At 54.2% G+C, this 24,610-nt stretch carries 13 protein-coding genes; 1 reads left to right on the top strand and 12 read right to left on the bottom strand.

The window, feature by feature from the left end; all coding sequences use genetic code 11:
• Nucleotides 1-22 precede the first annotated feature (22 nt).
• The 4 genes from ACOQPM_RS23405 to ACOQPM_RS23390 form a co-directional block, all read right to left on the bottom strand.
• Nucleotides 23-691: a hypothetical protein gene (locus ACOQPM_RS23405; RefSeq protein WP_420630809.1), complete on the bottom strand. Its 669-nt coding sequence runs from the start codon at nt 689-691 to the stop codon at nt 23-25.
• 80 nt (nt 692-771) lie between these two features.
• Complete coding sequence (locus tag ACOQPM_RS23400; protein WP_420630808.1) at nt 772-930, bottom strand: hypothetical protein; 159 nt, start codon at nt 928-930, stop codon at nt 772-774.
• Between the two features lie 84 nt (nt 931-1,014).
• The gene (locus ACOQPM_RS23395; protein WP_420630807.1) at nt 1,015-1,578 is read right to left on the bottom strand and encodes a cob(I)yrinic acid a,c-diamide adenosyltransferase; all 564 of its coding nucleotides are present in this window, start codon (nt 1,576-1,578) and stop codon (nt 1,015-1,017) included.
• A gap of 125 nt (nt 1,579-1,703) precedes the next feature.
• Nucleotides 1,704-2,924, bottom strand: coding sequence for an MFS transporter (locus tag ACOQPM_RS23390; RefSeq protein WP_420630806.1), 1,221 nt, complete (start codon nt 2,922-2,924; stop codon nt 1,704-1,706).
• 164 nt (nt 2,925-3,088) lie between these two features.
• Here ACOQPM_RS23390 and ACOQPM_RS23385 point away from each other — a divergent pair, with 164 nt between their 5' ends.
• Nucleotides 3,089-4,159 (top strand): type I restriction endonuclease, encoded by a 1,071-nt coding sequence (locus ACOQPM_RS23385; RefSeq protein WP_420630805.1) that lies wholly within the window; start codon nt 3,089-3,091, stop codon nt 4,157-4,159.
• Nucleotides 4,160-4,169: 10 nt separating this feature from the next.
• Here the strand turns inward: ACOQPM_RS23385 and ACOQPM_RS23380 are convergent, their stop codons facing one another.
• The 8 genes from ACOQPM_RS23380 to ACOQPM_RS23345 form a co-directional block, all read right to left on the bottom strand.
• Complete coding sequence (locus tag ACOQPM_RS23380) at nt 4,170-5,375, bottom strand: cytochrome P450 family protein (protein ID WP_420630804.1); 1,206 nt, start codon at nt 5,373-5,375, stop codon at nt 4,170-4,172.
• A gap of 154 nt (nt 5,376-5,529) precedes the next feature.
• Nucleotides 5,530-5,964 (bottom strand): hypothetical protein, encoded by a 435-nt coding sequence (locus ACOQPM_RS23375; protein ID WP_420630803.1) that lies wholly within the window; start codon nt 5,962-5,964, stop codon nt 5,530-5,532.
• A 107-nt stretch (nt 5,965-6,071) separates the two neighbouring features.
• Nucleotides 6,072-9,725 carry a tetratricopeptide repeat protein gene (locus ACOQPM_RS23370; RefSeq protein WP_420630802.1) on the bottom strand — a complete coding sequence of 1,218 codons (3,654 nt, stop codon included), beginning with the start codon at nt 9,723-9,725 and terminating at the stop codon, nt 6,072-6,074.
• A 219-nt stretch (nt 9,726-9,944) separates the two neighbouring features.
• The gene (locus ACOQPM_RS23365; protein ID WP_420630801.1) at nt 9,945-15,209 is read right to left on the bottom strand and encodes a CSLREA domain-containing protein; all 5,265 of its coding nucleotides are present in this window, start codon (nt 15,207-15,209) and stop codon (nt 9,945-9,947) included.
• 376 nt (nt 15,210-15,585) lie between these two features.
• Complete coding sequence (locus tag ACOQPM_RS23360; RefSeq protein ID WP_420630800.1) at nt 15,586-17,433, bottom strand: MutS family DNA mismatch repair protein; 1,848 nt, start codon at nt 17,431-17,433, stop codon at nt 15,586-15,588.
• Nucleotides 17,434-17,728: 295 nt separating this feature from the next.
• Nucleotides 17,729-21,835, bottom strand: coding sequence for a S8 family serine peptidase (locus ACOQPM_RS23355; RefSeq protein ID WP_420630799.1), 4,107 nt, complete (start codon nt 21,833-21,835; stop codon nt 17,729-17,731).
• A 349-nt stretch (nt 21,836-22,184) separates the two neighbouring features.
• Entirely contained in the window at nt 22,185-23,903 is a 1,719-nt protein-coding gene (locus ACOQPM_RS23350) for a M23 family metallopeptidase (protein ID WP_420630798.1), read from the bottom strand.
• The gene (locus tag ACOQPM_RS23345) at nt 23,900-24,586 is read right to left on the bottom strand and encodes a GIY-YIG nuclease family protein (protein ID WP_420630797.1); all 687 of its coding nucleotides are present in this window, start codon (nt 24,584-24,586) and stop codon (nt 23,900-23,902) included. Before ACOQPM_RS23345 ends, ACOQPM_RS23350 begins: the two co-directional genes overlap by 4 nt.
• Between the last annotated feature and the right edge of the window lie 24 nt (nt 24,587-24,610).

Here is a 24,610-nt window from a genome sequence, read left to right as displayed (position 1 = left end):
TTACCGATTACTGAATACTGAATTACGGTGCAAGAACAAGCAAATCATCAAACTGCACAACGGCCGTTCCCGGCTCCAGCGTACTCACACCCAGCCCTACATCGCCACCAGAAAATGTACTGTCCGTCACTGTTACCAGCGGCAAACCATTCACCGACAGGCTCAACTCATTGCCCACGCAGCTTATCCGCAGCAAATTGGTAGCCACCCCCTGGTTGATCAAATCAGAAAAAACATACTCCTGGTTGGGCGTAAGATAGGTAATCTGCTCCTCGCCCGACTGATATTTGCCAACGGCGTAGTAGCCATCGCCGCTAATCAGGAAAATATAAAAATTGTTCTCATCTTGGTAGCGGCACAGCACGCCGTAGGCATTGTTGTTAGGGCCGCTGGTTTGACGCGCCTGCACCGTCACAATCACGTCGCCAAAATCGCGCCCCACGTTGGTCCACCAAATCTGCCCTGTCTGGCTGGTGCTGATGTTGAGCGTCCCATCAGCAATTTCTACCACCGCGCCACCCTGGTTGTATTCGCGCCAGCCACAAGTTTGTTCACCTGCAAAATCATCGCGTAGCAGTGCCCCGTTCTCGTTGCAGGCGTCTGCCGTTGGGCCGCTCACAATGGTACATGCCGCCAACGACACCAGGGCTAGCAGAAGCAGAATTGGCCGAATTATCCATTTCCCCATCATTTTCCTCCTTGAAAATAAACCTCCCGCAAGTTTGCTCTCGATCATTGCTAGCGGACAAAACCTGCGGGAAGTTGGTCTCATTATTTATTCTGCTTTTCAGCCTCGTCCAGCAGGTTATGCAGCCGATTGATGTCGTCGCCAATACTCTTTTGCTGGCGAGATGTGTAGATGTAAAAGCCAAATGCACCGACCCAAAACAGGGAAATGATGATGATTAGCAAGGTTAAGTTTTCAAACATGTTTTCCTCGGAAATGGTAAAAATTTGTGCCAAAGTTTACCTAAAAACGGGCAAATCTGCACACGCGGCACGGCCGTTTCCACCCTACAACTGACTATCCCATAAAGGTTCAGCCACGCCACGCTCCTTATTTTCGTAGCGTGCCATCACAAACAAGGCGTCAGACAAGCGATTCAAGTACGGAATGACAAAGTCGCCCACCGCTTCTTCTCGCGAAAGCGCAATGACCAGCCTTTCTGCGCGACGGCAGACGGTACGGGCTACGTGCAGCTGCGCTGCGCCCAAAGCCCCGCCCGGTAGAATGAAATTTTCGAGGGAGCCGGTAACGGCCGTGAACTCATCAATCCACGCTTCCAGTTGGGTCACATGCCGCGCTTCCATTTGCGGAATCTGGTACGTCTCCTTGTCCGCCTCCGTGAAGCACAAATCAGACCCCAAGTGGAAAAGCTCGTTCTGAATGCGTGGCACAATCTCAGCCAAGCGCGGCACTAGCCCATGCGCCAACGCCACGCCCAGCACCGAATTTAGTTCATCCACCGTGCCGTAGGCCGACACGCGCAAAGATTCTTTGGGCACGCGCGTCTTGCTGCCCAACGAGGTCATCCCCTCGTCCCCCGTGCGAGTGTAAATTTTTGTTAGTCGTGGCATTTATTTCTCCTCGCCTTGATGTGATGTGACAGTCACTTCCAAAGTGACTGTCACATTGACGCATACAAGCATCAAATTAGCGCAAATCGACGCCAATTTTCGTGTTAATTTGCGTTAATTCGTTGCTAGCCCTTGACAACGGCCGTTCGCTTCGGCAAAAACCAAACCCCTGGCAACGTCAAAAAGGCAACAACCGCACCCCAAACAAAGGCCATCGTCAAACCAATCTGGTCTGCCAACACGCCGATGAGCCAAATTCCTAAACCGCGCACCAAAAAGTTCAATCCAATAAAAATCCCATTGGCCAGCGCCCGATGCTTGGGGAAAGAATCTTGCACGACGGCCAGCAGCACTGGCGTGGGTGAAATTGCCGTCAGTCCCAGAGCGATGAGCAGCGGCACCGCCATCCAGCCAGGGCTAAACACAAACGCCATTGCCAGCAGCGGCGCGACGAGAAACAGCCCACCCAACACCCGCCGCCGCCCCAAGCGGTCGCTGGCGGTGCCTGTTAGCAATGCGCCAGCCACGCCCGCCCCTTCCAAAATGGAAAGCGCAGCGGCCGCCAGCCATAGGCTTGCATCCGCCTCATCCTGCATGTAAAGGGGCAAATACGTGGTGAGCGAAATCAGCAACCCCGTTCGTGCCAGCATGATCCAGCCCAGTACGGGAAACACCCGCCGAATCTGCGGCCACGCTTCCGCCAATCCCGCAGGCTTGGTTGTCGTTTTGGCAGAAATTTCATGCAGACGGTAGTAGAGAACGGCCGTTACTGCCCAACCCACAAACATCAATCGCCACATCCCCTCAAGGCCAAACCAGCCCACCCCCGCCACGGCCACAATCGGGCCAAAAGTGCGCCCCAGCTCTCCACTGGCCATAAAGATGCTCATCCCCGTGCCCACACGCCTGCCGGCCATCCGGCCAATCATCGCCGGAGCGGGTGCGTGGAACGCAGCAATGCTAACCCCGCCCGCCAGCAAAAGCAGCGCCAGCAAAAAGTAATTATTTACAATGCCCAGGCTGCTCATCAACGTCGCCGTGACGCCCGGTGCCAAAATGATGAAGTAGCGCAGGCTTACCCGGTCGGCCAGGTAGCCGATGAGGGGGTTGAGCAAGCTGGGCAGCTGAGCAAAGATGGCCAGGCTGCCGGTAAGCGCATAGTTGGTTGCCAGCCGCTCTTGCAGCAGCGGCAACAGCGGGGCAATGAAGGCACTGTACGTATCATGCACAAAATGCCCGCCCGCAATGGTGAAGATTTGGCCAGTGTTGAAGGTGTCGGAAACGGCCGTTTCCTTCGCCTCAGCTACTTCTTCTGAGGATGTTGTTTGAGAGGATGTCTGTTCCACAAAGGCGCTCACTTTTCATCAAAATATCAAAAAGCGATTATACGGCAGTTTACCCACAATAACCCGCCCCAACTTGCCTCCCTCGTGGATATGGACATTTCCCTCAATATTGCTTATATTATTTAAACTCAACCAACATTTTTTTTCATTGCCAGGAGGGAATAATGGACTTCATAGATAGAATTCAGCAACTCCCAAACCGTATTCCAAAACAACTCGATCACATACAGACTGAGGAAGCAACAAAAAATGCACTAATCATGCCTTTCATCAGTGCCTTAGGGTATGATGTTTTCAATCCTGCCGAGGTAACGCCAGAACTAAATGCAGATATTGGGGTAAAAAAGGGGGAAAAAGTAGATTACGCCATTTTGTTTGAGGGAAAGCCAATCATCCTTATTGAATGCAAACATTACACTACTTCCTTAGCAAAAACCCATAAATCACAACTTTATCGTTATTTTAGTGCAACGGGTGCCAGATTTGGTCTGTTAACCAATGGAATCAAATACGAATTTTACTCCGATCTTGATGAAAAAAACAAGATGGATGACAAACCATTTCTTGTCTTTGACATCCTCAATTTCAATGAACGTCACATAAACGAGTTGAAAAAATTCACTAAATCTTCTTTTGATTTAGACAACATCATTAGTTCCGCGAGTGATTTAAAATACACGAGGGCAATCAGACAACTTGTGACCCAAGAAATGACTGATCCATCTGAGGATTTCGTGCGTTTTTTCGCTTCACAGGTTTACCCAGGTCGCCTCACTCAACAAGTTCGTGAACAATTTGCAGATATTACTAAAAAAGCGATATCTCAATACATAAATGAGAGAATTAATCGCCGACTCGAATCAGCACTTGCTGAAGAACAAAAACCAATTGAACAAGATGAAAGCGAAGAATCAACAGAAGAAATTATTGAAGAAAAACCGCAGATAGAAACAACAGAGGAAGAGATGGAAGGATTTTACATCGTAAAGTCTATTCTACGAGATGAGGTTGACCCAAATCGTGTAGTAATGAGAGATGTGAAATCATATTGTGGAATATTACTTGATGACAACAACCGTCAACCGATTTGCAGGCTTCGCTTCAACAAAGCTCAACTTTATTTGGGTTTAATAAACGAGGACAAATCAGAGGAAAGAGTTTTAATAAACAATTTGGATGAAATTTATCAGTACGCAGAGAGAATAAAAGCAACTGTACATTTTTATGATTCATAACAAGCCGCTTTTAGCAAACCACGGTTGGAAGCTGCTTTAACCCGCGAAAGAGCACGCCAGAGCGCCATTCTAGCTGGTTGGCAGGCACGACGAGGCGCAAATTGGGGAAGCGTTCAAACAAGGTTTGCAGCCCAATTTGCCCCTCCAGCCGAGCCAGCGGCGCGCCGAGGCAGTAGTGAATCCCCATGCCAAAGGCCAAGTGGCGGTTGTCGCGGCGAGTTACGTCCAGCACATTTGGCTGGGGAAACTGGCAACCATCTCGGTTAGCGGAGGCCAGCACTACCCGCACCACGTCCCCCCGCCGCATCTGGTGGCCTTCAAACGTAAAATCCGCCCGCACCCAGCGCGTCGTCGAGGTTTCTACTGGCCCATCGAAGCGAAGGAGTTCTTCAACGGCCGTTTCCCATCCCCCATTCTCCCGCAAAATCACCAACTGCTCCGGATGCGTCAACAAAGCCAACGCCCCGTTCCCCAGCAGGTTCACCGTCGTCTCATGCCCTGTCACCAGCAGCAACGCCACCATGCTGGATAGCTCCGCCTCGTTCAGCCGCTCCCCCGCCTCTTCTGCCTGTACCAGCGCCGTAATCAAATCATCCTGCGGATTTTGTTGGCGCAGGGCAAACATCTCCTGCAAATAAGCCACAAAGGCACGCACCTTCCGCTTGCGCGCACTGTAATTCAAATTGCGGCTCCCCGGCGAAATAATCGCCTGCGACCAATCCGCCACCTCCGCCTGATCTTCCGCAGGAATGCCCAACAGCTCCGCAATAATGCGCACCGGCATCGGCAGGGCAAAATCTGCGATGAGGTCTGCCTGCCCTACCGCCGCAATGCCGTCCAGCAGTTCATCCGTAATTTGCTGGATGCGTGGAGCAAGCTGCTCCACGCGGCGCGGCGTGAACGCCTGGTTCACCAAGGCTCGCAGCCGCGTATGGTCTGGCGGATCGGCAAAGAGCATATTTTCGTTGATGAGACTGTGCATGGAAGATTTACGGGGCTTTTTAGCATCCGGCGGCAGCGTATTGCGGAAATCCTTCACGAAATGGTCGTTGTCTTTGAGAACGGCCGTACCCTCCGCAAACCGAGTAATGTACCAAATCGTGCCGCCGCTGGGGGAACGATGGGCATAAATTGGGTCATCCCGCCGCATCTGGGCAAAGGTGAGGAATGGATTCTTTTTGAATTCCGGCGAAAACAGATCGTACTTTTTGGTCATCGCTTCCTTCCCATCAAAAAGCGGAACTTAGAGTTTCACAGAGGAGACACAGAGTTTCATGGAGAAAAATCTGCAAAATAGTTCAGCTGCGCTCACCGTAAACCTGTTGATTTTTGTTCATAGCTTTGGGTTCCCGCCTTCACGGGAATGACAATTAGGCTTTGTTTACCATCCAGCCCGAAAACGCAACCAGAAATTGGCGGAACTGCGGCAGATGTTCAGGCGGGAAGCTGTATTTTTCTGGCGCGTCAGCCAAAACCGCCTCAAAACAGTCTAGCCATACCTGCCTTGCCGCTTCATCAATGGGGAATGGCATGTGCCGCGCCCGCATCATCGGGCTGCCATATTTTTGGTGATAGAGCGGTGGTCCGCCCAGCAATCCCACAAAAAACGCCGCCGACTTGCGCGACGCCCGTTCCATGTCTCGGGGAAACATGCCCCGAATGCTGGACGCTTCTAGCTGCTGGTAAAAATCAGCCAGCATGGCAAAGATATTTTCGTCACCCATCGCCGCATAAATTTCGGGGCTGGGCGCACTCACGCGCGGCGGCCCACCCGGCGGTACAAAAAACTGCTTCTCTTCACTCATTCATCTTTCCAAAAATTTGCAATTCGACACGGTAGGGGCAAACTCCCGTGTCTGCCCAATTATTGACGTCACCTACTCTGGGTTGGCACGGGGACCAACCCCTACGATCAATTCAATGCAAATTCGATGGCTGCAGTTAGGCTGTGCTGGCGACCCCGCTCCAGATAGGATTCTGCGTTTTCATGGGTGGTGACCGTGGTTAAACGGCCGTCCAATTGCGACTGCTCCACGGCCGAAAGCGGCGATCCAATCTCCTGCCGCAACGTTTGTGCTGCCCCAACCAACTGCAACGCCCGGTCCGCCTCGTTTTGCGCCGCCGCTAACGCCGCCATATCTTCAAGCACGTAAGCAATGGCACGGCCGTCCCCAAATTCATGGTTGATTGTGAGGCTTTCCACGTAAAATTGCCGCGCAGCTGTAAAATCCGCCTGATCTCGCACCACGTTGCCCAAATTATTCAGCGAATTGGCAATCGCCCAGCGATCGCCCACCTCACGCTGAAGCTGCAACGCCTCTTCCAGATGGTCCCGCGCCTGTGCCAAATCGCCCAAATTACGCACCACGTTGCCCAAATTGTTGAGTGAATTGGCAATCGTGCGCCGATCGCCTACCTGCCGCCGAATTTCCAATGCTTCTTCATTCAGCCGCCGTGACGCCGTTAAATTCCCCTGAAAACGGGCAATAATGGCCAAATTACTCAGCAGCGCAGCAATAAAACCAGGCTGCTCCAATTCACGCCGCAGCGCCAGGCTTTGCTCGTACAGGGTGCGGGCTTTTTCATATTCTCCCTGCTGCGCCGCTAGCGTCCCAGCGGAATGATACGCCTGGGCCACGCCTTCCTCATCTTCCAGTTGTTCAAACGTGAGCCGGGCCGCTTCCAGATAGTCGGACGCTTCTTCAAAACGGCCGCGTTTACGCAGCAGTTCTGCCTGGGCTGCCTGACACCATGCCTCTTCTTGCTGGTTGCCGTGCAGCTGCGCCAACTGCAAGCCCTGGCTGTATAGATCGCTAGCTTCGTCCCACTGCCCCACCAGTTCCAGCACGCTGCCCAATTTACGCATAACGGCCGCACGTTCCGGCTCTGGCAGCAGTGGCAACACCCGCTGGAAATATTCGATGGCGGCTTCGTTGGCGTACTCGGCCTGCGCCGCTTCACCCGCTTTCAACAGATATTCGCGCTTTTTGGCATCGTTATCGGAACGGCCGTAATGGTAAGCCAACAAACCCACATATTGCTGTAACGCAGGGGCATATTGGCCTTCAATATATTGTCCGATGAGATCATGCAGCATGGCGCGGGTGGCGAAAGGCAAACTTTCGTAAGCCACCTCCTGCGTCACCACATTTTTAAACAGATAAGCCAATTCCGGTTCTGGCGTATCCTGCGGCGTCAAATCCATCTGCTCCAGCACTTCCAGGTCAGATTTCACCTGCTGCGGCCCGCCCAGCGGCGGATAAGCCCCCCACAACATCGCTGCCCGGAACAGCCTCCCGATGACACTGGCTACCTTTATCGTATTCCGTTGGCTCTCTGTTAGCTGGTCAATGCGGCTCAGGATGAGGCTGTGCAAGCTGGTGGGTAAATCCAAATCCTGCAAAGTCGTGTTTGCAATGGACGATTGATTCTGTAAGTAGTTGAGCAGCTCTTCAATGTAGAATGGATTCCCTGCCGCTCGTTCTGTAATTTTTTCACGCAGCGGGCGTGGGATTTTGATTTTGGCGCGGGTGAGCTGCTCCATCTTAAGCGCCATCAAATGCTCTGCTTCTTCTGGCGTAAATTCATGTAGCTTGATTTCGGTGAAGTTGGGCAATTGGCGAAAGGCGGCCGTTTGGATGCGGCCAATAACGGGTGCGCGTACCGCCAGTACAATCAAAATGGGTCGGTCAGCAATGGCACGAGTAATGGCTTCCAGCAGCTCAAAGGAGAGCGGATCGAGCCAGTGGCAATCTTCCAACACCAGGAAAACGGCCGTTTCCTTCGCCCGCGCCCGTAAGCATTCCACCAACAATGACTCCAGCGACACTTTACGCAGTTGAGCATCAAACGATTGTGTAAGTTCGTTATCAGGAATTTGTAGGCGCAGCACCGCCCCTAGCAGCGGCATTCGGGGCAGCAAAGCCGGGTTGATTTGCTGAAGCGTCTCGGCCACCTCTGCAATCTGCTGCTCCACTGGCATGTCTGGCGTTAGCCCAAAGAAATCTTGCCAAATGCGCTGCCAAACCAAATAGCTGGTGCTGGTGCCGTACGATTGACACTCTGCACCGAAACCCAAAAATTGCTGCTCACTAGCAAGCCGGATAATTTGAGCCACCAATCGGGATTTGCCAATCCCTGCCTCGCCACTGATGGCAACTACCTGACCTTGCCTGGCTTTGGCTGCCAGCATCTTTTTCTGAATGAGCGCTTGTTCTGTGGCGCGTCCCACCATTGGTAGGGCGTATTGTGGTTCTTGCAGCCGGATAGCTGGCTCTGCTTCCCGTTGGGCAACGGCAAAGACCGTCAGTGGTTCCGATTTGCCTTTTACCCGAACGGGTGGCAACGCTTCCCAAACAAATCTGTCGCCAGTTTGCTCAACCGTCTCGTCTATCACCAAAATTTGCCCAGGAACTGCCGTTTGCATCAGTCGTGCGGCCGTATTCACCGCATCACCCAACACGCCGTAGGTTCGGCGCATCGTGCCGCCGTAGGCACCCGTCCGCAACCGCCCCTGGCAAATGCCAATTTGCAGCGGAGAGATGTACGGTAGCCGATTGGCCAGCTCTTGCAGCTCTAACCCCGCAGAAATGGCCCGGATCGCGTCATCTTCGTGGGCAAACGGTGCGCCAAAAGCAGCGTACAGCGTACTGCCCTTATCCCCGATGGTTAGCTGAAGCAGATTGCTGTCGTAGCGCGACAAAATCTCCTGCACGTTTTGGATGAAGGTGTCCAGCTTCGTTTCGGCTTCTTCATCATCATCGTAATCAATGCCAGCAAAGCTCACAAACATGGCCACGGCAGGTCGCAATTCTGCCAGAAATTCACCACCGCCTTCTACCAGCCGCTTGTAAACGGGCGGCAACAGCCAGCGGCGCGTCACGGCCTCATCCAGCGCGTCCTGGGGGATGGTGGGCCAGTAGGCAGGAATGCTCATATTTTCCAAATTCTTAACCACGCCGAGGCGTGCGCCCGTCACCGGGCTTTGCCGCCAGCTTTTTATGTGTACACGCGGCCCAAGCTGCTGGATGGTGGCTTCATCCAGAATGACTTCCCCTTTTTCGGCTTCGTGCTCGGCCTCCACCAACCGATCCAGCGTTTGGCCTGCCAGCACGTCTATGAGCTGCACGCGCGGGTTGCCAATGAGAAAACGACGGGCGCTGCCAGTGACAACGGCCGTTTTCATGGCCAATGTAATCTCACCAGATGGAATTTGTACCGTCTGAATTTTCTCCATCACGGACTGCATTGCCAGGGCACAGGAGGTGGCTCTAAAACCGTTATCCCCCTCAAACCAGCAGGTCACGGCATCTCCGCTAAAGCTGATGACGCTGCCGCCATACCGATGCAGTTCATCTACCAGGCCATCGTACACCGTGTTCAGATGGCGCGACACCTCTTCGGCCCCGCGCTGCGGCCCCAAATCTTGCACCAGGCGCACCGTGAGCGGCGTAAAACCAGATACATCAGCAAATAGTGCCGCGCCGCGTGCCGGATCGGGCAGCCGCTCGCCACGATACAGCGCCTGTCTTCTGTCCATCGGAATATAGGAAATCGGCCGTTCCATACAGTGAATTGCTCTCCTGCGAGATGTTCGGAAATTTTTTTTGTAGTGAATCGTCACTATTATACGAGAGTTATCGCTTTGTGCAGGGGCAGACAAAAAGAAAACCGGGGTTAGTTTAATTTTCTAACCCCAGTCTAGAACAATCCAGCATTTGTAGGGGCAGGCCTCCGTGCCTGCCCATTCTGGGCGCACACGGGGGTACGCCCTTACCAAAGACGATTAGCGGATCGCAATGGCATCCAGAATTTCACTAGGCAAACCATTGGCATTGGCTTCCCAGAAAAGCTCGAAGGTGCATTCTGAATAATCGCCAGGGGCTTCAGGTGTACATACCAGAATTTGCCCGTCGGCCGTGCTGGTCACCAGATAGAGCGCACCTGTCTCTTCATCCAGATGCACACCCTCGATGCTGTCTTTGCTGGCACTCAGCAAACTTACGTCTGAGCCATCGAAGAAGAGCGCCCAGCTCCCAGCAGTCTCTTCGCCCAGGCTTGTTGGGGTGAAAACAACCAGGTCACGACTCTTGGCGTTCACATTCCCAACGTTTACCGGGCCTTCGGTGCTAATGATGATACGGCCGTCCGCCAAAACCGTCAGCGCCCGAATCGCCTCTTGTGGCGTTTTCAGGTCTACATCCGAACCGTCAAAGTAAAGCGACCAACTGCCAGCGGTATCTTCACCAAGTGAGGTTGGCTCAAAGCGCAGAATGTCGGCATTGTCTACGTTCTTGCCGCGGAAGGCCGGAACGTCCAATTCGGGCAAATAGGTGTCATCGGCCAGGGCAATGAGCAAGCTGCCGTCTGGCAACCAGGCAAAGGCAGCCACGTCTTGCCCCGCCAAGCCCACATCGGAGCCGTCGAACAGCAGCGACCAGTCGCCGCTATCCAGATCGTAGCCCAGCACGTCTTCACTGCTATAGGTGATGCCATCTACCTCGCCACCGTCTGGTGTACTGAGGTAAAGCGTCTGCTCAGCCACTGGTTCGTCCGTGATGGTTAACGTGCCGCTGGTCATTGCGGGCAAGTAGCGCAAATCATCCAGCGTCAGGGTGGCCGATGGCAACGGTATCGTGCCGCTAAAGTAGACATCTACCGTGTATTCACCAATTGGCAGGGGTACGGCCGTTAACGTCGCCCGTCCTGCATAATCTGTAATAATCGCCTCGGCGTAGCTGCCATTGTCACCGTTAATAACAAAGAAGACGGTTTTCTCGCCAAACGGCCGTCCCAACACATCGGTCAGGGTCACTACCATATTGGCAATTCCACCTTCAATCATCTCGGCATCAACAGGGTCTAGCGTGAGAATTGTTGCCTGCTTTTCAACCGTAAACGGAACGGTATCAAACGAAGTCTGGTACGTCAGATCGCCACCATAGGTGACGGTGAGGTCAGTTGCTCCAGGCAAGCCAAGCAAAGCCAAATCGGCCGTCGCCAGGCCAAATTCATCCGTAGCCACCGTACGCGTTTGGGCACCCACGCGGAAGCTGAGGAACTGGTTAGCCAGCGGTGTGCCATCAGACGTTAACACCGCACTCACGCTAATTTCGGTACCGTATGCGCCAGTGCTGGGTGGTGATTGGAGGGATACGGCCGTTTCAACCAAATCCCCCTCAGCCGTGCCAGCCCCACTATAATATGCACCCAAATTGGTGGCCGCGCCTACCAAACCAACGCCGTTGGCCGCTTGCACAATAAAATGAACTTCATCGGCAGGTACGCCGTTCAACGGTAGCGTGGCAGACCATGTTGTGCTGTCATTTTCATTTTGGATGAGGTCAATGGATTGCCAAACGTCGCTAAATGCACCGCTGCCCGTGTACGTCACCCACACTTCCTGAATGCCCGCCGCTGGATCACCCGTCACGCGCGCCTGGAAGGTGACGCTATCGTCGTCAGGGAAGGCATCTACCTGGGCAATGGCCGGTGGTGCGGCCAACGCAGGCACGTTGCCCGTCACCTGGGACTGCACAATGTAGTCGCTGTAGTACAGGCGGAAATCCATCGAATCGAACTGACGCAGCGTGCCAGTAAGCGAACCTGCATTGTCTGAGATGAACTGCGCCGGAGTCACGTTTAACTGCACAGCACCATCCAAACCATCAACCAACTGACCGAAGTAATTCACTTGATACGGCTGCATCGGGTAGAAAACACTGCTCACAAACGGCGGGTGCACGCCACGAATTTCAGTCGTTGCTGCGCCGGTCAACGGCAAAATGTCGGTTAAATCACTGAATTCGCCGCCTCGGAAGCCAACGCCGCGCAAAACGGTATCCGTCACGCTCACGTTCAGCGATTCCAGCGGCAGCACCGGTTCTGCTGGGTTCACTATGACGCCATCGCTACCGGAGAGGTAAGAAGCCGTAACGGTGCTTGTTTCATCTTCCCCAACAATGTCTAGCTGCTGGTTAACCAAAGTCAAGTCCGGTTCAACTGTCAGATCGGTGTAAGTGAGACCTAACGTCTGACCGGGATTGCTGGTGAATGGAGCAGTGCCGCTCACTACAGATGGGTCGCCAGAGACACCGCCTCGACCCGCAGGCATATCAATTTTGAGCATGGGTAAGCCAAACAGAGTGGATTGGATGAGTGATTTTTCGTGCAACGGCCGTAATTCCTGCGTCTCGGCCAGATAGGTTTGTTTGGCAGCCACCAACGCTTGCCCAATGGCAACAGGGCCGATGCCAGCACGCAGCTCTTCGCTGAAGGCTAAGTAAAGGCGCTCACTGTACTCAATGAAATCGGTGTCGCCGTACTGATAGCCAGTCCCGGCAATGAGCGTCGTGCCTTTACTAGCAAACGCCTGTCCCCAATCTGGTTCGGCGGTGACACCCGGCACGCCGTGTGCATCCACAATGTTGTAGCCAGAGTGACAGCCCGCACTAAAGACGAGCGCGTTGGTCATGTCCACACTAGAAGCAGCTAGCTCTGCCGCCAGCAAGCGGGTGCTGTAATCGGCGGCCAACGCGCTGCTGGCGCTAAAGTGGCCTGCCAAAAAGCTAATGTCGTAGCGATTGTTGAGCAGTAGATCGCGCAAATCATCGGCCGTCCAAGAGGCTAGGTCTGTGGGCGCAACGTCGCGTGGGGTGATGAGCGTGGTCGCGCTGCTGCCCAAGCCATCACTGAGTTCAGAGGTGATGGCATTGGCCGCATCTTCCAAAAAGTCGTAGCCCGTCACCAGGGCAGAATCCGGGGTGGCGACCACGCCATCGCTAGTGCTGAGGTAGGCATCCAGCATGGTTACAACCTGATCTGGCGTTTCTACCAGTCGGCCAACCGCCAGTTGGGGAATGGGCAGCGTATCGCTCTTGCTAGATAGCTCAAGCATCGTGCCGTAGCGATCTTGCCCCAGCACGTAGCCCAGCTTCAAGCTGGCCTGGGAAGCGGTGTCGTCTAGCACGGGCGGTACGTAGTTGCGTTCATTAGCCAGCAACGCCTGATCTGGATGGCGGAAGAAGGGAATCACGTCGTCGTTGCCGATGATGACGATATATTCCAGCGGATTGAGTTCGCGGTAGCTATCTACAATATCTTTAATGGAATAGGCCACCAAATTTTTAGCAAAGGGGCAGGCAGTGTAAGTGTCTGCTTGGGCGTTGGCAGCCGCTACGCGTGCGTCGCCGCCCACATCTACAATGACGCCGTTGACTTCGGGGCGGGCGGCAAATTCTGCCAGCTGGGTCTGCATCGTGGTCAAGTCGCCTGTCATCCGGCCATAGTCAACCAAAATGATGGTGCTGTAGTTGTTGGCAACGGCCGTATGCGTGCTACCAGGCAAAGCAGTGGTCACTTCGCCGCAGCTACCGGCCGTTTGAATGATGTTGAGCGTGAAGTCACTGTTCGGGTCAAATATGCCATTGCGCCCACGCACGCGAATGTAAAAGTCGCCGCTGTTTTCCCAGGTGTTAAGCTGTACACCCTCGCCAGCCGTGCCGTTGAAGGCGGAAACTGCAATCAGGCTTCGCATCTGTGCGCTGGAAAAGGCATCTGGGCTAAACGCATCGGGGCTAAATGCGTCTGGCGAGAACGCATCAGGACTAAATGCGTCTGGCGAGAACGCATCCGGGCTAAATGCATCCGGTGAAAACGCATCAGGACTAAATGCGTCTGGCGAGAACGCATCCGGGCTAAATGCATCCGGTGAAAACGCATCAGGACTAAATGCGTCTGGCGAGAACGCATCCGGGCTGAAGGCGTCCGGTGAAAATGCGTCTGGGCTAAAAGCGTCCGGCGAGAACGCATCCGGGCTAAACGCATCCGGGGCAAATTCGGCCGTGAGTGAAATTAAATCTTCGGTTTCGTCTAGCGTTAGGAGCGATTCCCACTCGGCGGCAATATCTTTATAGACGGTGAGATCGTAGTTGGCGGGCAAATCAGTTAGCGTGATGATGAGCTGGCTATTGGGTTCGACCGAGAATTTGTACCAGCGGGATTGCCCTACTAAATCGAGCCGTTGGCTAATTTCGACGGTTTGTACGTTAGGGGAGACGGTATCGGGCGTTAATTCCAGACGCAAGGCGCGCGGCCAGGCGTCGTTGCCCAGGCCCACTTGAATGCAGCGGCTAAATTCAGAGGTGCCTTCGCTGCCCGTGGCCAGGGCGGTGATGCTGCTGCTGGTGAGATTAGTGGAAACGGCCGTATTAAAACTCGCATTCCCCGCTTCATCGGTCACAATCTCGGTGCTCCCCAGCCATGTTTCGCCATCGCCAAAACCAGAATCGCGGCAGCTTGCGCTGGCGTAAAAATCAACGGTATAGCTGCTGTCGGGCTGGCTGTTAAGAATGCCCTCCACTTCGAGGGCAGCGTCGGCGGGGACGGCGCGGATGAGGGCTGGGCTGTTTTGACGGCCGTTTGCTCCCGCATCCTCATCGCCTAAATCGTTGGCCGTGTGGCCATCGCCATCCAAATCAATGCCCTCGCTACCATTGCCAAAGATGCTCGTTTGGTCAAAGCTGTTGCCGCTACCTGCGGCCACCTGCACCCCGTCACCGCTGTTGCCAGTAAGGGTCACGCCAGACAGAGCGTTGTCATCGCCATTGATGAGGATGCCGTTGCCAGTAAAATTCTGAATAGTTAAATCCCAAACGGTGATGTCGTTCCCTTGCAGCACGAGGCCGTTGCTTTCGCCAGCTTCGCTGCCGTCTAGCACAACGTCAATGCTGTTCGTGGCATTGGTTTTGAGCAACAAGGCATTGGTGATTGGAGGCAAAGGTGAAGTGGGGCTAATGATAACCGGGTTCAGGTTCCCTACGCGGAACTGGATGAAAATGGTAGTGCCTTCGTCCAAAACGTTGGCTGCCAAAATCGCTTCACGCAAGGTGCAATGGGAGCGGCTACATGCGCCATCATCTTCATCGGCGGTGGTATTGACTGTGAAAACGGCCGTTCCAAACCCACTTGCCGCCACGGAGGAAGAAACAAATAAAACAAAAAGAACTGCCAAGAAAAAAATAAGCGTTTGCCACACTGTTGATCGTTTCACGACTTTCATACCTTATTTCTCGGACCAAGACGCAGGGAAAGAAAATTTGCCCTGTCGCTACTGCCAATCTTGGCTAATTAGGATAAATATTCAGTTGTGGCTCCACCAGATGTTAGGAATTGCAAAGACAGCATCGCCGCGGTTTTGAATTAAGCACAAACGACAAAAGAGATTAATTGCCATCTTGCGTAAGCATACGGCCGATTACTTACGATATACATTACCCTTTAATGACAATTTTATGCTTTATCACACTATTTGAACAACTCATTTCTTCTATTTTGGGATTCCGCAGGACAATAAATTGAGTATAACAATCAGGCACGAATTGCTTCGTGAAAATGTGGATGTGTTTCAGTGAAAAGTCGGTTAACATCTAGCTTTGTGGCTCAATTGGCAAACCAGCCAAAGCCATAATTTTGAGGGCGTTGGTGGTGGGGCATGGGCCAGGATGCAGCTTGTAATCGAATACCATACGGCCGTCCACCACATCATCCCGAAAATGCACATTTGTTAGTTTTGCGGCCGTTTCTGCAAGCTGTACCAGCTCCAAATCGTGGGTGGCAATTGTCCCCAGGCCGTTGCCCTGTGCCAATGCCTGGATGTACGCCCGGCTACCGATGAGTCGCTCACGATTGTTGGTGCCTCGGAAAATTTCGTCTATCAGGAAGAGCAACGGCCGTTCCCCTTCATCATTCAACGCAGTAAGCAGTTGCGACAGCCGCCGCACTTCCGCATAAAAAAACGAGAAGCCATCATTCAGCGAATCCGCCACGCGAATGGTGGCAAACAGGCGCAGCCAACTGGCACGGAACGTTTGCGCCACCACTGGGCCACCTGCATAGGCCAATGCCAAATTGACCCCAATCGTGCGTAAAAAGGAACTTTTTCCGGCCATGTTGGAGCCGGTAATCAAGTAAATAGATTGCTGGGCATCCAGATGCAAATCGTTGCAAACGCGCTGCGGGCTGGCGATGAGCGGATGCCCCAAACTGGTTGCCGTTAATTCTGGCGATGGCACATCTGCCAACGCGGGCCAAGCGCACTCCCCCACATTTAGCCAGGCAAAGGTAGCCAGGCTGCTGGCCGCTTCCAGCTCAAACCAGATGTCTAGCCAGCGGGGTAGCCGTACGGCCAAATCGGCACGGCATTGATCCAAACGATAGGCAAAGTAAACGTCCCAGGGAACCAGCACATTGAACACAAAGCCCAACAGCCAATTTTGGCGCAGCCCCACCCCAGCCACCACGCGCTGCACATTTTGGATGTGGGTAGACGGCCGTTCCTCCGCCACCAAAAAAGAATCACACAGTTGCGCTGTGTGGGGCATCTTGCCAAACCGCCAGCGCTCCAAAAAAGCAAATACTCTGTTCAGCACGCGCAGCCGATCCGTCAGGAACAACACGTCGCTAAACAAGGTTTCCGTCCGCTGAAACCCTAGCGTCATGAACAGCGCCCCGTACAGCAAAATGGAGCCAATCCACAGTGGCGGCCAGCCCCAAAATTGGGTTCCTGCAAAAAGCAGCCAGTTCACTACCGCCAACGCAGACAAGCCGATGAGCAACGGCCGTAATGACCGACCACCCGCATCTTTTTGCAGCCAATCCAGCAACGCCTGCCCCGCCCACTGTCCGCTATCTTCTTCCCCAATTGCCAGGCTTGCCTGCAGCCACAGCCGCTGTCGAAAGGGTGTTTGTGAAGCGAGTTCCCGAACCAGCTGCTGCCGTGCCAGCACTTGCTCACGTTCTGGCTTTGCTTCCAGCAGCCATTGGTGCAATCGCTCACTGCCTTCTTGGGAAACGGCCGTGTCCAGCAGCCGATGGATCGAAAATTCACCCACCAAGTCAATGTCTACCGCAAAAGGATGGTCCGCCGGAACGGGGAACGATTTGGCAGCAGGCATTGCCGTCCAGTCCAGCGACATGCGAGCCACGTCGGTTTGTTTCATTTGCTGCCAGAGGGTGAACCGGGTAACGGCCGTATCCACACCCCTGTGGATGATGACGCTGATGATGAAAGGGATGAGCAGAACGGCCGTGCTCACCAACCACACCACTGGCCCCCATTGCAAAAACGCCACCCCGCCCAGCACAAACGCCCCCACAAACAAAATCAGCCGCCAGCGAGACAACTGATCGCCCCGCTGCTGCAAAGCCGCCAGTCGGCGACCCAAACGAGCCTGCTGGTGCTGCAAAAGTTGAAGGCGATGCGCTTTTTCATCCATCAATGCAGATTATAGTAGGGGCGAGGCGTTTGGCACACATCCACGAAAAACGCACCAACACGCATCCAAACGCCTTGCCCCTTTACCTTTACCAACAAAAAAACCGGAGCGCATTTCTTCATGCGCTCCGGCCACTAAACCAGGCAAATAAATTGCCCAATTACTAATTACTCACTGATGTTACGCACTTCCAGTGAAAAGATTTCAAAAGTCTTGCAGGTAGTTCCGCTATTTGCCAGAGCGATACCAGACTTTTGAAATCTACGCTGCGTAACATGAGTTACTCAATTGCCAATTACGGCACCGTAATCTCCACCGAAACTTGCAACAAGCCAGGTGCCTCCGCCGGCCCCATCAAAATCAGGCCAGAGTACGTGCCAGAAGCAAAGCCCGTTGTGTCCCAATTCACGTCAATGGTGGCCGAGCCGCCCGCCGGAATGGAGGATGGCAGGTTGCTCACCGACAAATCGGTGCCTTGAACCACGTTAATCGTCAGCTCAAAGGTGTCAGCCCCGCCGGGGACGCTCCAGCCGTGTACCGCCACGGTATACGTCCCGTCCTCTGGGAAGAAGATAGCAACGTTTTCCACGTCCGTCGCTGTGGTTGACGACGCAACCAGCGCACCGGATGGGTCATAGACGAACAGATCGATATCCGAACCGACAGTGCAGCAGGTGGAAACCTCCAACAGTGCGCCATTAGCAATATCAACTGTGGTCACGAAGGATGCCGTAGATGGATCGTTTGGATCATCCTGCAAGATGTCTTCCGTCGTGGTGACGGGCCCACCCAGGCCAAAGCCTTGCGCCACAAAGCCACCCATATCCAGCTCGCTGCTGATGGTGAGGCTCGTGGAGCCTGGACCAGCCGCTGCGGAGGAGACAATCGCACCCGGATCGAGGTTCACCAGGCCAACAGACCCGCCAAACGGTTCATCCAAACTGCTGCCATCTACCCGCACCTGATGGAAGAAGATACCGTGTAAACCATCCTGCACGGGAGCCGCGACGATTTCGCGTGGCCCGCCGGTGGACGTATCGTACAGCCAACGGCCGCTTCCAATATAGCCATAGTTGCTGCGACCCACCTCAGACAAGGTGTACGGCCCATAGAAAGCAGAGCCGGGGTAGCCACTCAGTAAGCCATCACAGCCAACGCCGTTGCTCACACAATCTTCCGTCGGGCCAAGGATAATGGTGTCAATGTCTGTGCCCTCACCTGCCCAACTGTTATCTACAACCAGGTAAGAAGTGCCATCTTCTGGCAACGCTGCACCATCTACGTCTGTCCAGAAGAAGCGCCAATCACCAGATTCAGCCCGCCAAGTGTAGTCGGTGTAGCCAAAGACGGTATCGTTGTCGTACAGCATGGGCACGTCTAGGATGGCTGCGGAACGGCCGTCTGGCGCATTTGCCTGACCAAAACTAAACGAGGTACCAGAGGCAGCTACCGCTACCGTCACGGGAACAACCACCTCTTCGCCACCAAAGTGCAAATTGACAGAGCCTTGATACATACCGTAAGGTGTGCCATCCGGCACCCCGATAGTCACGTCAAAGCTGCGCGTTTCGCCAGGAGCCAAGCTAAAGGCACTGCGGGTTGGCCGTGCCCACTCCCAGTTTTGTAGCTGCCAGTAAGAAACTTCCAGCCCCAAATCCGTCTGCGGCACTTCCACAACTTGATTGCGATGACGCAACGTCACATAAATGCCGTCGGTCATCCGTTCCAGCGGATTGGCCACACGGGCTTGTTGCGTCGGCCCCGCATTGTAGCCATAGGTAAAACGAAGATGTTCGCCTGTGTCTACTTCGCCAATATCTGCTTTGCCGTTGCCGTTGGTATCTTCCCATAAGTAGCCATCGCCATCCAGATCGGTCCAATCCTGAATGTGAACGCGCCAATTGTTAAACGGCTCAAACAGATCTTCGTTTGGATCGAACTGATCATATGGCTTCGTTAGCCGCGCCATCATCAGATCGGTACCAGCCGGAATGAGCGGATCAACGCGGAAGGCGTAGTCTGGTGTGGTGAATGAACCGTGATCCAGCGACTGATCTAGCGAGGTGAAGGATAAATCGTCAGAGCCGATTTGAACATGGGTTTCCGTGGTGACGCGCACGGTCATGCGGTGGTCACTCACATTTGTCACGGTAAAGGATTGGACATCCTGCCCACCGGGTTGCATGATGTGGGCAAATGCACCGTATTCCACGCCTCGGTAATCACCAGCAGACCAACTTGCTGGGGAGACAAACAATCCGCCATGCCCACCAGCCAAATCGGTACCCAGATCAGCATTGACCAAACCCGCGCCCTGTGACCAAACATCATGCTCAGTATTGGTGGCCGAGTTCATGACGAGCGTTCGAGCCTGCTCGAACGTGGGCCATGTGCCAAATTGGTCGTACCAGGCCTGGTACATGAGGGCGAGATTGCCCGCCGCAACTGGCGCGGCCATGGAGGTGCCGCCGAAGTTATCGGTGGCAATAGCTCCCCACAAAACGCCGTTCAGGGAGAGAGACCCTGTGCCAAACGCACCCGTGGCAACCACATCTACCCCAGTTACATTGCGCGCTCCTGGGCCACGATTGGACCAGGAGATGATATCGCCGCCCACAATTTGGTCTGCCGACGCGATGGCCTCAAAGATGCCAATTGTTCCGTAGAGCGTGGACGCGCCAACAGAGATGCCGCTGGCTGGGGATGGTGGTGCAGATGTACCATAGCCAGCCGCACCGTTCCCAGTTGAGAACAGCAAAGCTGTATTCGGCGCAAATGAGCGATTCACAACATCAATTAGTCGGGACTCGTAATCTAGCCCGTCGTTGTCGGTGCCGCTGGAACCCCAGGAGTTGCTAACAATCTGAATATCATCGCCAGTTCCTGAAATGCCATCGTAGCCGAGACCAGCGTACACGTAAGCATCTTCTATAAAGGGTGTCAGGTAAAAGTCGCCATTTTGGGTGGAGGCGACATCTTTACCGGGGCCAACCACCAGACCTTGGAAGCCAGCAATGGGCGAACCGCCGGGCCCCCAATTCACGGAACCGGCTACAACCCCCTGGCCAACGGCCACGGAGGTCGTGCCCATGCCGTGCGTGCCGCCGCCTTCGGTGAAGTCTTGCACATGAAAAGCAACCAAATCACCATTGCCGTAGGCAGAGCCGGGTACACCCCAATACCAATCGAGGGTGGGCACGGCCGTTTCGCCATCTGCAATGAAGTAAACCAAACCACCAGACACATCGTTCAGCCCGTCAAAGTCGTAATCGAGGCAGGCAGATTCCTGGTTGCTAAAGTCACGCGTGAGCCGTGCCGGGGCATCGTCGCTAAAGTCATAGTTGTAGTTGAGGTCTACGTAAACGGTGTCGTACACGCCAGCTACATTTTCATCTACCACCAAAACGGCCGCACGCTCACCAGAAACGGCCGTTGCATCCCCAAACGAGCCATTCAGAATATCGGCAACGGCCGCTAGTGCCTTGTCTGGGTGCGAACCGTAATGGTATTCGCCGCTCAGGCTCGTGCCAGGCACGGTGTAATCATGGGCTACGGCAGCACCAATGGGCGCGTAATTGAAGTCGCCAGCGGCCGTTGCCGACGTATCGGCATAATCAGCCAACCCGTCCGCAATCAGCGTGGTGCCAACGAAGTAATCGAAGGCGGCATAGTAGCTGGAAAGGGAGTCAAACATCTGCGGCAAGCCGTAGTAAGGGGAAGACGCGTCGTCAATGTAGGCCCAGGTGCCATGCAAATCAGGATGGCAATAATCCGCACCAGAGTCGTTAGACATGTAGCGGACGCCCGTGCCCGTGTACCCTTTATCCCAGGCATCTTGCGAGCCATGAACTGCGCCCGTCGTACCGTACCACCCCTCTGGCGCGGGGCCAGGGCTGGCTTCACCAGACAGGTTCAGCGCGGGTGTGACGTTGCTATTGAGGTTCGATTCAATATCTGGATCCAGCGGCTGCGGCACATCAACCAGCGATTCTGAGCGACGCAAGGTAATTACGTTCGGATCGGCAGCCATTTTGAGGATGGCGGTGGGTGAGGCAAAGCCAGCAGCCACCGTTGTGCCTAGCGGATCTGTAAAGGGGCGGGCAAACCATTGCGAGGCGTAGCTGCTGAGGTCTGCACCCGCTGCAATCCGAGCCACAAATTGTAGTTCGCTATTATTTGTGGCAGCACCGCGTGCGGCTAAAGCTGGCCCATTGGGCTGTGCAGACCCGGCCAGGGCAGCATCAATATCTGCTAATAAATAGGGATGAATTTTGGCGCGAGCGTTGGCAACGGCCGTTGGCGTTGCGTCGTTGGCTGAGGCGGCAGAAGCCATCACAATAAGGCCTAAGCTAATGAGAACCAGCAAAAAACCAAGTTTTCGCCTTTTGAAAAACGTTAACATCACTTCCTCCTAACTTCAATAAAACTTACGCAGACCTAACTAAATACATTTATCATTTTTGCGAAAAACCTGTCTGGTCTTTCGCCGAGGCAAAACATGTTGCGGGGATTTTTCGATGAGCACCTCCTACTACAAAACAAAAAACCTGGTCGTTGGCCGCAAATTGCCACCTGCCCAGGCTGAAAACAGATCAACTACGTTTGGGTTGAAAGTCCAAAGCCCAAAAGCAGCAGAAAAGGTTGAGATTTAGATAACTGATTGACTGCACGTATCGTTTTATCCCACAAAATATAAAGTTTGTTTACTTTAAGGAAATTTACAAAGACAGCTTCAATTATAGCAAATTTTGTCAATCTGGGGAAAACAGATGCTCTAAAAGCTCGCGGGTTTCGATTGGGCGCAAAAATTGGCCTAAGTAAAAATCATCTAGCCGCAGCTCAAAATGAAGATGGGCATCCTCGGTTTCGCTAACGACAGAGGCGGGGGAGCCTGTGTTGCCAATGAGGCCAATTTGCTGTCCGGCAGTTACGGCCGTTCCCTCTTCAATCTGCCAATGGATGTCACTTAAATGGACGTACCGCGCCACAAAGCCATCCTCTTGCAAAATCCAGATTTGCATCCCACGGTAAAAATCGAGGTTTTCCGGCGCGGTATAACCCAGCTCAATATTTTCGGCGCGGCGGAAGTTGAAGGCAGTTTCAGACGGCCGTTCATAATCCAAGGTTGCCCGAATGACAGTGCCAGCAGCCGCTGCGTAGACCGGGGTACCGTTGGCCCAATAAAAATCAATACCCTGGTGAATGCCCAGCCGATAGTGGCGCGGCGCACCCGGCATTTGCAAATCACGCGGCGTCAGATCATCCGAGTTGCCAGTGATGGGCCAGGCGTAGGCGAGGGTTGTTTTCCAGACGCCCGTATCGTGCGGCTGCGGCGCGGGCAAGGTGGGGCCACCGGCCACAAAGCGACTGTTGGCTGGCTGCTGCCAAAAGAAAAGCTGATCACGACCCGCAAACAGTAGCTGGTCGCCCGCCGCGTTGGCGGCAAAGGCGCTTACGCCCGGCAGTTGAAACACGGCCTGCACCACACCTGTCTCCGGCTGCAAGCTGAGTAATCGTCGCCCAGCCATGTCTAAAATGTAGACGGCCGTTTCTGTCGCCACAATCTGGCGCGGCTGAAGCATGGTGAAGATGGGAGCAAAGGTCGTCAAGCGAGCTGTCTCCTGAAAGAGGGCAACGGTGGCGGTGCGGTCTGGGTTGCGCCACAGCGTGTAAATCTTGTCGCCCACGCCGCTCACATCCACAGGCAGCACATCCTCTGGCAGCAACCATTGCCGTTCGCTGCCATCGGCAAAAAAATAGTGAGCGTAACTGTAGCTCGTTTCCAGCCTCAGCCGCTGGCTGCCGCCCGCTGTGTCATATCCCAGCGCCACAAAGTAATGGCTGGAGGTCTCGCCAATCTCCCGCTCGTATCGCTCCAGCTGCCAGCCGCCCGTTGCCAAATCGAGTGCATATAAATCTCCTGCGCGGTCTAGAACCAGCAAGGTCTCACCCACCAACGCCAAATCAAGTGGCTCCTGCACCAGCAGGTCATCCACAAAATCGCCAGGCTGGAGCAGCGGCTGGGGCGGTATGTCATTGATCAAATCGATTCGCAGCACCCGTCCGCCATCGAGCAAAAAGGCGGTGGTTGCGTTCATTTCCAGGGCAATGGGGTGCCAAAAGCTGCCAGACTCGAACTGCCAAAGGCCACTGTTGGCAAGGTTCAGTCGGTTAAAAATTGCATTGTGGGCTACGGCCGTTGCTCGCATGCCCTCATCAATTGGATTGTCCCAATTAGGCACCAACTGTGGGGTGGGGGAGGGCGAAGTGGTAGAAGTAACGACGGTTGGCTCGGTTGGTATTGATTGCTGTGTAGGTGTTGGGATGGCAACGGCCGTTGCCGCCAACGTTGGTTGGAGCGTTGTTGCATGTTCCGTAAACGGAGTCGAAGTTGGCGTCGCCAGCGGCTGTGTTGCACAAGCCAGTAAGCCGCCCAGCAGCAGCAGCCAGAGCAATGAACGATGCCTCATACCGCAATTCCTCGCAAGAATGATGTGATTTTTTCAGGGAAGGTTTGCCACCAGTGGGGCACGGCCGTCACACGTAGCAAGTGGGTTCCACCCGGATCGTCCGTGCTGCCAAGCCCAGGGGCGAGTGGTGTAATTTGTGGTAGGGTAAGCAGATAGTGAGCCACGGCCGTTTCTAATTGCCGATCCTTATTTTTCGCCACGGATTGCGCGGATTTTTTGGATTTTTTTCCCTCTCTGTGTGCCTCTGTGGCTTCTCCGTGCCCCTCTGTGTTCCGCTTTTTCACTCGGATGATGTAAACGGCCGTCAACTCCACCGCCTCCTCATTCAGCAAATAATCAACATGCCAGCGCAGCTTTTTGCCTGTTGGCGGATGCAGCGGCGTTGACCCCAAGCCAATTTTCAGGAAAACAGACAGCATCTGCTGCCGGATCAGATGAGGATTTTGGCTATCGCTCCGGCTGGCGTGGCGCAGTAAGCGTCGCGCCAGCGAAGTGGCTCCCTTTTGCGCCATCGCCGACCCCACGTACAAATAATCTCCAGTGGGAACCGCAATTGGCTGACCTTGCTGAAAACGGCCGAACTTCACCCGCAACGGTGCATTCACCTGCATTCGCAAAAGGTACGCGCCACCCTGCGATTGCTCCCCCCAGCAAAAAACCATCCCACCCTGGTAAATTACCATTTTCAAACCGTAGCCGCGGATTCT

It is taken from the genome of Candidatus Leptofilum sp. (genome assembly GCF_965223525.1).
Taxonomy (GTDB): domain Bacteria; phylum Chloroflexota; class Anaerolineae; order Promineifilales; family Promineifilaceae; genus Leptofilum.
This window is presented reverse-complemented; position numbering and strand designations above follow the sequence as displayed.

What these genes read in the sequence shown, in the direction of transcription:
- ACOQPM_RS23405 (WP_420630809.1), bottom strand. Translation starts at nt 691, where the DNA reads ATGATGGGGAAATGGATAATTCGGCCAATTCTGCTTCTGCTAGCCCTG.
- ACOQPM_RS23400 (WP_420630808.1), bottom strand. Translation starts at nt 930, where the DNA reads ATGTTTGAAAACTTAACCTTGCTAATCATCATCATTTCCCTGTTTTGG.
- ACOQPM_RS23395 (WP_420630807.1), bottom strand. Translation starts at nt 1,578, where the DNA reads ATGCCACGACTAACAAAAATTTACACTCGCACGGGGGACGAGGGGATG.
- ACOQPM_RS23385 (WP_420630805.1), top strand. Translation starts at nt 3,089, where the DNA reads ATGGACTTCATAGATAGAATTCAGCAACTCCCAAACCGTATTCCAAAA.
- ACOQPM_RS23380 (WP_420630804.1), bottom strand. Translation starts at nt 5,375, where the DNA reads ATGACCAAAAAGTACGATCTGTTTTCGCCGGAATTCAAAAAGAATCCA.
- ACOQPM_RS23375 (WP_420630803.1), bottom strand. Translation starts at nt 5,964, where the DNA reads ATGAGTGAAGAGAAGCAGTTTTTTGTACCGCCGGGTGGGCCGCCGCGC.
- ACOQPM_RS23370 (WP_420630802.1), bottom strand. Translation starts at nt 9,725, where the DNA reads ATGGAACGGCCGATTTCCTATATTCCGATGGACAGAAGACAGGCGCTG.
- ACOQPM_RS23360 (WP_420630800.1), bottom strand. Translation starts at nt 17,433, where the DNA reads ATGGATGAAAAAGCGCATCGCCTTCAACTTTTGCAGCACCAGCAGGCT.
- ACOQPM_RS23355 (WP_420630799.1), bottom strand. Translation starts at nt 21,835, where the DNA reads ATGTTAACGTTTTTCAAAAGGCGAAAACTTGGTTTTTTGCTGGTTCTC.
- ACOQPM_RS23350 (WP_420630798.1), bottom strand. Translation starts at nt 23,903, where the DNA reads ATGAGGCATCGTTCATTGCTCTGGCTGCTGCTGCTGGGCGGCTTACTG.
- ACOQPM_RS23345 (WP_420630797.1), bottom strand. Translation starts at nt 24,586, where the DNA reads ATGGTAATTTACCAGGGTGGGATGGTTTTTTGCTGGGGGGAGCAATCG.